Raw genomic sequence first — 9,077 nt, 5'->3', positions numbered from 1 at the left:
GGCAGGAAGGAGAAGAAGGGTAAGGGCAAGCCCGATAAGAAGGGTAAGAAGAAAAAGAAGGGCAAGAGGTGATGTAGATGAAGGTTAAGAAGCACAGGTTCCCGGGCGTTTACATCGTCATCGATGAAGACGGGAGCGAGAAGATTGCAACCAAGAACCTCGTTCCCGGCCAGAGGGTTTACGGCGAGCGCGTTGTCAAGTTCGAGGGAGAGGAGTACAGGATTTGGAATCCAAGCAGGTCAAAGCTTGGAGCGGCGATACTCAACGGCCTCAAGAACTTCCCGATTAAGCCCGGCTCAGCCGTCCTTTACCTTGGAATAGCGAGCGGAACCACCGCTTCCCACGTCAGCGATATAGTTGGCTGGGAGGGCAAGATATTCGGCGTCGAGTTCTCGCCGAGGGTTCTCAGGGAGCTCGTCCCAATAGTCGAGGAGAGGAGGAACATCGTCCCGATACTCGGCGACGCTACCAAGCCCGAGGGCTACCGCGCACTCGTTCCGAAGGTTGACGTCATCTTCGAGGACGTCGCCCAGCCGACTCAGGCGAAAATCCTCATAGACAACGCAAAGGTCTTCCTCAAGAGCGGTGGCTACGGAATGATTTCTGTCAAGAGCAGGAGCATTGACGTCACCAAGGAACCCGAGGAGGTCTTCAAGGAGGTCGAGAGGGAACTTGCGAGCTACTTCGAGGTCGTTGAGCGTCTTAGTTTGGAGCCCTACGAGAAGGACCACGCTCTCTTCGTCGTTAGAAAGCCTTGAGCTTTCCTCGTCAATCGTCTAAACTCTTTTTCACTTTTACCGAAAGGCTTTTATAATGCCCGTTCCAACCCCCGGCAGTCAGTTCTTAAGGTGATGCCCATGAGGAAGCTACTGAAGCCGAAGAGGGAAGTGGGCATCGTCGGCTACGGTGCCTACGTTCCGATGTATAGAATCAAAGCCGAGGAGATAGGAAGGGTCTGGGGCGTTTCGAGCTTTCCAATAGAGGAGAAGGCCGTTCCCGGTCTCGACGAGGACGCGCTCACCATAGGGCTCGAAGCCGCCAGAAACGCTCTCAAGAGGGCCGGAATAGACCCCAAGCTCATAAGGGCGGTCTGGTTCGGCTCGGAGAGCAAGCCCTACGCCGTAAAGCCCACCGGAACCGTCATCGCCGAGGCAATCGGCGCCACTCCAGACGTCAGCACCGCCGACTTCGAGTTCGCTTGTAAGGCCGGAACCGAGGCACTGCAGACTGCCATCAGCTTCGTCGGCTCCGAGATGGCCGACTACGCAATGGCCATCGGAGCTGACACAGCACAGGGAAGGCCCGGAGACCACCTCGAGTTCACCGCCGGAGCGGGCGGAGCGGCCTTCATAGTTGGTCCTAAGAGCTCTGAAACCGTTGCCTACTTCGAGGGAAGCTACTCCTACGTTACGGACACGCCCGACTTCTGGAGGCGCCAGCACGAGCACTACCCGAGGCACGGAAACCGCTTTACAGGCGAGCCGGCCTACTTCCACCACATAATCAACGCGGCAAAAACGTTGATGGAAGAACTCGGCCTTACCGTCAACGACTTCGACTATGCGGTCTTCCACCAGCCAAACGTCAAGTTCCCGCTCACCGTCGCCAAAATCCTCGGAATCCCGAAGGAGAAAGTTCTTCCGGGACTTCTAACCGGCAAGATTGGAAACACCTACAGCGGTGCAACGATGGTCGGCGTTTCTGCTGTCCTCGACATAGCCAAACCCGGCGACAGGATTCTGTGGGTCTCCTTTGGTTCGGGCGCAGGAAGCGACGCCTTCAGCGTTGTTGTCCAGGATGCAATAGAGGAGAAGAGGGACCTCGCGCCGAAGGTTAAGGACTACGTCGAGAGGAAGAAGTACATAGACTACGCCCTCTACGCCAAGGCGAGGAGGAAGTTCATACTGTGAGGTGGTGGAGATGAGGAAGGCGGTCATAATCGGAGCGGGCATGACGCCCGTTGGCGAGCACTGGAAGCTCTCACTTAGGGATTTGGCCGTTGAAGCCCTGCTCAACGCGATGGAGGATGCAGGCGTCGATAAGGTCGACTCCCTCTACGTCGGCAACATGGTTTCAGGTTCTTTCGTCGAGCAGGAGAACCTCGGCGCGCTTATAGCTGACTGGGCCGGTCTCGGAAACATCCCTGCAGTTAAAATTGAAGCTGCCTGTGCCTCGGGTGGTGCTGCCGTTCAAGAGGGCGTTAAGGCCGTTCTCAGCGGGTTGGAAGACGTTGTCGCCGTCGTTGGCGTCGAGAAGATGACCGACGCCTGGCCGAGCGACGCTACCAGATACCTGGCCTACGCGGCCGATGCCGAGTGGGAGCTCTTCCACGGGGCCAGCTTCGTTGCTCTCAACGCACTTATCATGAGGCACTACATGAAGACCTATGGATACACCGAGGAGGATTTGGCACTATTCGCCGTAAACGCCCACGCCAACGGAGCTAAAAACCCCTACGCAATGTTCAAGAAGCCAATCAAGGTTGAGACCGTCCTCAAGAGCCCCTACATAGCCGACCCGCTCAAGCTCTTCGACGCCTCGCCGGTCTGCGACGGTGCGGCGGCCGTGATAATAACCACCCCCGAGAAGGCGAAAGAGCTTGGCGTTCCAAAGGAGAAATGGGTTGAAGTTGCTGGAATGGCGCGCGCCATAGACACCATTAACCTCGCCAACAGGGAAGATTTGCTCACCCTTAAAGCGGCAAAGATAGCCGCCGAGAAAGCCTACAAGATGGCGGGAGTTGAGCCAAAGGACATTGACTTCTTCGAGGTTCACGACGCCTTCACGATTATGGCCGCGCTCAGCTTGGAAGCCCTCGGCGTCGCTAAGAAAGGAGAAGGAGCGAAGCTTGCCAGGGAGGAACAGATAGCGATTGACGGCGATTATCCGATACAGACTATGGGTGGCCTCAAAGCTCGCGGTCACCCGGTTGGAGCTACTGGAGTCTACCAGACGGTCGAGGCTGTTCTCCAGCTCCGCGGTGAGGCGCCGAATCAGGTTCCCGACGCCGAGGTCGGCCTGACCCAGAACATCGGTGGAACCGGTTCGAACATAACCGTTAGCATCTTCAGGAGGGTGTGAAGATGGCCCGTCCGATGCAGGTTTCCCGCTACTGGAGGCACTTCCGCGAGAAATACAGGCTCATAGGAGGCAAATGTGAGAACGGCCACGTCTTCTTCCCATACCGCCCGGTCTGCCCTGTCTGCGGTTCGAAGAACGTCGAGGAGTATGAGTTCAGCGGAAAGGGTAAGGTGCTCACCTGGACGATAGTGAGAAACCCGCCGAGCGGTTTCGAGTACTACAAGCCCTATCCATTGGCCCTGGTTCAGCTTGAGGAAGGGCCTGTGGTTCTTGCCCAGCTCACCGACGTTGACCCTGAGGAAATCCACGAGGGCATGGAGGTCGAGGCGGTAACCAGAAAGGTCAGGGAGTTCGAGGAGGACGGTATAATCCTCTACGCCTACAAGTTCAGGCCCGTTTTGAAGTAATGGAATTGAAGTAATGGAAATTTTTATCTATCTTTTTTCCCAATCCTCGTTTGGGTGAGGACATGGCTATAGAGGTTAAAGTCCCTATCAGCGGAGATGAATTGAAGAGACTTCTTGAGGGAAGAGGGCGGAAAAAGAACTGGGAAAAGCTCTTTGGAATAGCTAAGGAGCTCCCCGAGTTCAGAGAAGAAGACAGGGTGGACGTGAGGATATGATAGTGATTCCTGATACTTCCGCTCTCGTGGAGCTGATTAAAGGTACTGAGAAGGGAAAAGCTGTTCTCGAGATTCTCAACGAATCTGAGCTGGTAATTATTCCGACGCTTGTTCTGGCAGAACTTAGTAGTTTCTTGGAGAGAAACGGGGTTGATTTGAGCATAGTGGAGACGATAGCCGATATGGGTTTGGTCGTTCCCTTAGATAAAGAAGTAGCAATCAACGCGGGGAAACTGCACGCAGAAATACGCAGAAAGAACAAAAACAAGCACGTTTCACTCGCAGATTGCATTATCTCCAAAACTGCTAAGAGGTATGGAGCGCTCGTAGTTACGACCGACCATCACGTTCAGCTTCTGGGAGATGCTTTAATCATTGAAGGGTAAGTTGCCTTTTCTATCTCCCTCGAAGCGTTAGGCTTATAACCTGAGCGTGCCTTCCCCATACCATGAACGTAACACTTGGAGTGATACTGGCGCTTTCAGCGGCCTTCGTCTGGGCCCTCGCATCGGTGCTCTCAAAGGTCTCGATGAGAGAAGTCAACCCCCTCTCGCTTAACGCTATCAGACTGCTCCTCAGCGCACTCTTCTACGTTCCCCTCGTTCTTTATATCGGCGTCCCGGGCTTCTCGGCCCTTCAATGGACCATCCTCGTGGTCTCGGGAGTTCTCGGTTTCACGCTCGCCGACTGGTTCTTCCTTGAGGGTATGAACCTCCTCGGCGTGTCGCGGGCGGCAATCCTCGTGACGGCCCATCCGATAATAACGATGTTCGTGGCCCACTACACCCTTGGCAGACCCCTCACGCTGGGCCTCCTTCTCGGCGCGTTATTCATAGTGGTGGCGGTTCTCGTAATCGCTTCCGAGGGCTCACGTGGCGGTGGGATAAACTGGAAGGGCCTCGCCTACGTCTTCTCGGCCCAGCTCCTCTGGACCTTCGCAGTAATCGTGACGGACTGGCTCGTGGTGGGTGAGAGCGCATTCGCAGTCATCGGCCTGAGAATAGGCTTCGGCGCTTTGGCGTCGCTTGCCTTCCTTCCAAGAATAGGAGACGATGTTAGAAAGCTAAACGCGCGTGCCTGGGGGCTGGTGTTTATCATAACGCTCCTGGGCACGATACTCGGCCAGTACTTCTTCGCCCTGGCCCTGAAGTTTGCTGGCTCAAGCATCGCGACCCCTGTAACTGAGTCGAGCCCCATAATGGCGTCAATAATGGCGGTGCTCTTCCTAAAAGAGAGGTTCACGGGGCGGCTTGCCCTTGCCCTCGTCCTGACGACTCTGGGGGTTCTTCTGATAGGCCTCTACGCCTAATCCTTCTCAATCCTCATCCTGTCCCCGCTCTCGAACTCAAGCTCGAGCTTCCCTTTCTCCATCCGAACCTTCACTCCATCAACCACCGCGTCTATCTTCCCGTCCTTCGCTTCGACGCCGAGCATCTCGGCCACTTCCTCGACGCTCTTCAGCCTTCCGCTCATCGTAGTTTCGAGGGTCTCGCTCCCCTCTATTGTGACCTTCAGCTTTCCCTTTCCTTCCCTTATGAAGCTCTCTTCCTTCATGTTCCTCACCTTGTCGGGACTTGGCGGATGAATGCAGGGCATTGCAACCACCAATAGAACTACTTCTCGTCCGCGCTTATCATCTTTTCGGCAGGCTTAACCATTCTCACCCAGATACCGTGCTTTCCGACCTCTCTGAAACCGTACTCCTCGTAAAACCTCTTCGCCCGCTCGTTCTTCTCACCGACCCAGAGCTCAATATCTTTTCCGCCGAGGTATTCAAGGCACTTCTCCATGAGCTTCCGCCCTATCCCATGCCCCTGGTAGCTTTTGTCCACCGCGAACTCGTGTATGGCCCCGACGGTTCTCCCCTCGTACCTGCTGTACCAGTCGTCGTCGCAAACGATGAAGCCGACTATCTTGTCGCCGATTTTGGCAACGAAGAAGCCGTCTTTAGCTTTGCTCCAGCACCACCGCAGGTAGCGCTTCGCGTAGCTCTCCCCTTCCCCGCCGTACTCGCGCATTCCCTCGTAGGCGTTCATGTAAATCTCTATCAGCCTCTCAAGGGTTTCCTGGTCGAGCTTTTGGAGTTTCTCTATCTTCACTTTCGTCATCATTGATATCCTCATCGTCGGGTTTAAAAAGCCTGACTCCGAGCTTTGAGCGGTAGAGAAGGTGGTAGCTATGAGCAAGGCCAAGCCACGCTACTGCGAGATTTGTGGTGCGCCCATAAGGGGCCCGGGCCACAGGATAAGGCTCGAAGGTGCCGAGGTTCTCGTCTGCGACCGCTGTTACGAGAAGTACGGCCGAAAGAAGTCTGGCTTCAGCATAATGCCCACCGGAAGGGAGCCGAGGAGAAGGCCCGTCTCAGCTCCGAGGCCGAAGAGGGAGCCAAAGCCCTACCGCGAGAGACCGCTCTACACCGAGGAGATAGTTGAGGACTTTGCCGAGAGGGTTTACAGGGCCATACAGAGGAGCGGTAAGAGCTACGAGGAGCTGTCCCATGAGATTGGGCTTTCGGTGAACGATTTGAGGGCCATAGCGCACGGCTACCGCGAGCCGACGATTAAGGAAGCCAAGAAGCTCGAGCGCTACTTCAAGATTACACTCATCGAGCGCGTCGAGGAGGAGGTAAAGGAGAAGAGGACCATTCCAAAGGACTACGAGCCGACCCTCGGCGACATAGCTAACATCAGGATACGGAAGAGGAAGAAGTGAAGTTTAAATTCCTTTAGTTCTATTTACTTTGGTGGTTTCAGTGGGCGAGATAGTTGTGAAAGTTCCCTCTGGAATGGAGCGCCTCATTGAACGGAAGATAAAGATTATACTTGAGCGGGAGCTGGGGAAAGGGCTGAGCAGAGCTGTTCTTTCCAAGTACCTTGGCAAGTTCAAAGGGGATGTCAATGAAGAGGACTGGTACCTCCAGTGATTTTTGAGAAGAAAGAAGACTGAACGTTCTTCCTTAAACCTCCTCGAACTCCCACTCTTCCTTCTCTCTCCTCTTCTCGGCTTTCCTTCTGAGCTCTTCAGCCTTAGTCCTCTTAGGCGGGTGGAAACCCTTAAGCTTCTCAAAGCTTCCCCAGAGGCGCATTAGCTCTTCCCAGACCTCGGAATCTGGTGGGATTACAAGGACATGGGCAGGGGGGTGGATGTCCATCAACCTGCCTATGGCCTTCTTCGGCGGAAGGTCAATCTGGGCAACGACGTGGGCTTTAAACCTCTTCCTCGGCTTCTCACCACTTATTTTCTCAAAGGCCCAGTCCGAGAGGGCAGGCGGTATTATCCTCGGGTCACCGCGAATTCTCATGCCCCCGTACCTCACGAGGTCAGCTAAAGCAACGCTCGCCTTCTGAAAGTTGTCGGTTCTAACTAAGACAATCGTGTTTCTCATACTCTCACCACCCCTTCCTCAACCGGTTGCCTTTTAAACCTTCGCCGATTTTAGTTACCGAAAGTTTTAAAAACTTTGCGTTTCTAAAAATGCCGGAGCCTTTTTAAGAGTCGATGAAGAGAGAGGAGGGGTGATAGCATGTATCTGAAGAAGAGGCACCTTGAGATACTCAGGGAAATGAAGAAGACCGAGAACCAGGCCGAGATTGAGGCCAAACTGCCGGAGGAGTTCCAGATAAGGGCAATCGAGCTATACATCCTCGGGTTTGCTGAGCTTGAGGGCGGAAAGATTAAGCTCACCGATGCAGGAAGAAAGCTCCTCGAGATAAGCGACTCCCTGAACCTCGACGAGCTTCCCGACCTCATAGCCGATACCGAAATAATGAAGATGCTTGAGCTCCTCGAGGAGACCGGAAAGGTTCCCGAGGGCTGGCTCGAGAAGCTGAAGGAGAGGAAGCTTGCCGATGAGAACGGTCTCACCGAGTTCGGAAAGGCGCTCCTCGAGCTTTACCGCGAGACCCACCCGGTCGTTTACCTGACCCCGGAGATAGTGTCGTTCCTCAGGGGAATGCCCAAGATAGGCACCCTCGACGAGCTCATAACCTACAAGAACTCCAAGCTTTACGGCGACAACATCGTGAACGCCCTCCAGGCGATGCGCCTGCTCCTGATTTCACCGCCGACCGAGAAGGGAAGGGCCTTCGCGACCACGCCAGCGGCGAAGCTTGCCCTCAAGGCCGTCAGCATGATTCCGGTATTTGCGAGGGCGATAATTCTCAGGAAGGAGGACTTTGAGGCCCTGAAGGCCGGAAGGAGCAACGCCGAGCTTGAGAGCATGGGGCTCACCGACGAGAAGGGAACCACCGAGTTCGGAAAGGCCGTGATGGAGACCTACGAGGCAATGGGCAGGGTTGAGGAGAAGGTTCTCCCGATTTACCTGCTCGACGACGAGCTTGCAGTCCTCAAGGCCATCAAGGAGATTGAGGAGAAGTACGAGACCAACCCAGACATACTGCCCACCGAGAAGGAAATCGCCAAGCGCGTTGAGGTCGAGGACCTCGGAGCCATACTGCACCTTCTCGAGAGCAAGGAGCTCATAGAGAGGAGGCTCGTCAAGAACAGGGACACCTACTGGCTCACCGAGTGGGGTAAAGAAGCTATAAACTTCGGAACCGTCAGCCCGGACGCAATGAAGGCCGTAACCTACGCCGAGAGCGGTGACGTGCCAATAGCCGAGTGGGTCATCAAGGCTCAGGAGGAGGGAGTCGTTAAGGCAGGAGTAACAGACAAGGGCAGGTTCTACCTCAAGCTCAGCAGGAGTATAAAAAGGAAGCCGTTCCTCACAAGATACGACGCCGCTATACTCGCCAAGACCCCGAGGAAGAAGTACATCCACCGCGACGAGCTGGTCGAGCTGGTCAAGGACTACGTCGGCGGAGACGAGAAGGAAATCATCAGGGCAATCGGCGAGGCGGAAGCGAAGGGCTTCGTCGTTGAGCTCCAGAACGGCATGGTCAAGCTGACCGAACTCGGAGATAAAGTTAAGACCGCCCTCGAGAACGCCAAGCTCCAGGAGATAGCCAAGGTCAAGTTCAGCGTCACGCCGACCCTCTACAACGTGCTCAAGGTAATTTATGAGAACCTTGAGACCTTCAACAGGATATGGAAGGAGAAGGGCGAAATCAAGGGCTACAAGATGGAGGAAGTGGACGTCATCAGGAAGCACCTCAGCCTCAGCGACGACGAGATAAAGAAGGCCCTAACGATGCTCCGCCAGCTCGGCTTCCTCGGAAGCAAGAGCCTGACCGAAGCTGGAAAGGTCCTCGTTGAGGCCTACCTTTGAATTTTTCTTCTTCGATGCCCCCTTTTGAGCATAAAGCTTTAAAAAGCGACGGCCCTCATTTATAAAGGGGTTTTTAAACCCACCATCCGGAGGTGTAAACCTTGGTGGACATGAGCAATGTAAAGCTCAGGATTGAGAACATCGTCG

13 protein-coding genes are annotated in these 9,077 nt (G+C 54.8%); 10 read left to right on the top strand and 3 right to left on the bottom strand.

All coding sequences use genetic code 11. The features are described from left to right. The first annotated feature begins 77 nt into the window (after positions 1-77). The 7 genes from MVO87_RS02740 to MVO87_RS02710 all read left to right on the top strand — a co-directional run bounded on the left by MVO87_RS02740 (position 78) and on the right by MVO87_RS02710 (position 5,012). On the top strand, positions 78-758 hold the full coding sequence (locus MVO87_RS02740) for a fibrillarin-like rRNA/tRNA 2'-O-methyltransferase (RefSeq protein ID WP_297552090.1): 681 nt from the start codon (positions 78-80) through the stop codon (positions 756-758). A 99-nt stretch (positions 759-857) separates the two neighbouring features. Next, the gene (locus tag MVO87_RS02735; protein ID WP_297515938.1) at positions 858-1,910 is read left to right on the top strand and encodes a hydroxymethylglutaryl-CoA synthase; all 1,053 of its coding nucleotides are present in this window, start codon (positions 858-860) and stop codon (positions 1,908-1,910) included. A gap of 10 nt (positions 1,911-1,920) precedes the next feature. Further along, on the top strand, positions 1,921-3,081 hold the full coding sequence (locus MVO87_RS02730; protein WP_297552092.1) for a thiolase family protein: 1,161 nt from the start codon (positions 1,921-1,923) through the stop codon (positions 3,079-3,081). Between the two features lie 2 nt (positions 3,082-3,083). Continuing rightward, positions 3,084-3,488, top strand: a complete 405-nt coding sequence (locus MVO87_RS02725; protein ID WP_297515925.1) for a Zn-ribbon domain-containing OB-fold protein — start codon at positions 3,084-3,086, stop codon at positions 3,486-3,488. A 50-nt stretch (positions 3,489-3,538) separates the two neighbouring features. Further along, positions 3,539-3,703, top strand: coding sequence for a hypothetical protein (locus MVO87_RS02720; protein WP_297515923.1), 165 nt, complete (start codon positions 3,539-3,541; stop codon positions 3,701-3,703). Then, the gene (locus MVO87_RS02715) at positions 3,700-4,089 is read left to right on the top strand and encodes a PIN domain-containing protein (protein ID WP_297515921.1); all 390 of its coding nucleotides are present in this window, start codon (positions 3,700-3,702) and stop codon (positions 4,087-4,089) included. The genes MVO87_RS02720 and MVO87_RS02715 overlap by 4 nt, the downstream gene beginning before the upstream one ends. Positions 4,090-4,151: 62 nt before the next feature. Beyond that, a complete protein-coding gene (locus MVO87_RS02710) occupies positions 4,152-5,012 on the top strand; it encodes a DMT family transporter (RefSeq protein WP_297515918.1) in 861 nt (286 codons plus the stop codon). Here the strand turns inward: MVO87_RS02710 and MVO87_RS02705 are convergent. Further along, positions 5,009-5,299, bottom strand: coding sequence for a hypothetical protein (locus tag MVO87_RS02705; RefSeq protein WP_297515930.1), 291 nt, complete (start codon positions 5,297-5,299; stop codon positions 5,009-5,011). The genes MVO87_RS02710 and MVO87_RS02705 overlap by 4 nt on opposite strands. 17 nt (positions 5,300-5,316) lie before the next feature. After that, entirely contained in the window at positions 5,317-5,814 is a 498-nt protein-coding gene (locus MVO87_RS02700; RefSeq protein ID WP_297552089.1) for a GNAT family N-acetyltransferase, read from the bottom strand. 67 nt (positions 5,815-5,881) lie between these two features. Here MVO87_RS02700 and MVO87_RS02695 point away from each other — a divergent pair, with 67 nt between their 5' ends. Together MVO87_RS02695 and MVO87_RS02690 are read left to right on the top strand one after the other, a co-directional pair. After that, complete coding sequence (locus MVO87_RS02695) at positions 5,882-6,415, top strand: multiprotein bridging factor aMBF1 (protein ID WP_297516553.1); 534 nt, start codon at positions 5,882-5,884, stop codon at positions 6,413-6,415. Positions 6,416-6,446: 31 nt separating this feature from the next. Further along, positions 6,447-6,626 carry a hypothetical protein gene (locus MVO87_RS02690; protein WP_297516550.1) on the top strand — a complete coding sequence of 60 codons (180 nt, stop codon included), beginning with the start codon at positions 6,447-6,449 and terminating at the stop codon, positions 6,624-6,626. A gap of 33 nt (positions 6,627-6,659) precedes the next feature. On the opposite strand, the gene MVO87_RS02685 is transcribed toward MVO87_RS02690, so the two are convergent. Then, positions 6,660-7,088, bottom strand: a complete 429-nt coding sequence (locus MVO87_RS02685) for a DUF356 domain-containing protein (RefSeq protein WP_297516548.1) — start codon at positions 7,086-7,088, stop codon at positions 6,660-6,662. 138 nt (positions 7,089-7,226) lie between these two features. Between MVO87_RS02685 and MVO87_RS02680 the strand changes: the two genes are divergently transcribed. Then, the gene (locus MVO87_RS02680; protein ID WP_297516546.1) at positions 7,227-8,930 is read left to right on the top strand and encodes a DUF505 family protein; all 1,704 of its coding nucleotides are present in this window, start codon (positions 7,227-7,229) and stop codon (positions 8,928-8,930) included. Positions 8,931-9,077: the final 147 nt, after the last annotated feature.

It is taken from the genome of Thermococcus sp. (assembly GCF_027063845.1).
In the GTDB taxonomy this organism is placed as follows: Archaea; Methanobacteriota_B; Thermococci; order Thermococcales; family Thermococcaceae; genus Thermococcus.
The sequence above is the reverse complement of the archived record's forward strand: the minus strand, read 5'-3'. Positions and strand labels throughout refer to the sequence as shown.

Excerpts from the sequence above, each read along its gene's own strand:
- MVO87_RS02740 (WP_297552090.1), top strand. The coding sequence starts at position 78 with ATGAAGGTTAAGAAGCACAGGTTCCCGGGCGTTTACATCGTCATCGAT.
- MVO87_RS02735 (WP_297515938.1), top strand. The coding sequence starts at position 858 with ATGAGGAAGCTACTGAAGCCGAAGAGGGAAGTGGGCATCGTCGGCTAC.
- MVO87_RS02730 (WP_297552092.1), top strand. The coding sequence starts at position 1,921 with ATGAGGAAGGCGGTCATAATCGGAGCGGGCATGACGCCCGTTGGCGAG.
- MVO87_RS02725 (WP_297515925.1), top strand. The coding sequence starts at position 3,084 with ATGGCCCGTCCGATGCAGGTTTCCCGCTACTGGAGGCACTTCCGCGAG.
- MVO87_RS02715 (WP_297515921.1), top strand. The coding sequence starts at position 3,700 with ATGATAGTGATTCCTGATACTTCCGCTCTCGTGGAGCTGATTAAAGGT.
- MVO87_RS02710 (WP_297515918.1), top strand. The coding sequence starts at position 4,152 with ATGAACGTAACACTTGGAGTGATACTGGCGCTTTCAGCGGCCTTCGTC.
- MVO87_RS02705 (WP_297515930.1), bottom strand. The coding sequence starts at position 5,299 with ATGCCCTGCATTCATCCGCCAAGTCCCGACAAGGTGAGGAACATGAAG.
- MVO87_RS02700 (WP_297552089.1), bottom strand. The coding sequence starts at position 5,814 with ATGATGACGAAAGTGAAGATAGAGAAACTCCAAAAGCTCGACCAGGAA.
- MVO87_RS02695 (WP_297516553.1), top strand. The coding sequence starts at position 5,882 with ATGAGCAAGGCCAAGCCACGCTACTGCGAGATTTGTGGTGCGCCCATA.
- MVO87_RS02685 (WP_297516548.1), bottom strand. The coding sequence starts at position 7,088 with ATGAGAAACACGATTGTCTTAGTTAGAACCGACAACTTTCAGAAGGCG.
- MVO87_RS02680 (WP_297516546.1), top strand. The coding sequence starts at position 7,227 with ATGTATCTGAAGAAGAGGCACCTTGAGATACTCAGGGAAATGAAGAAG.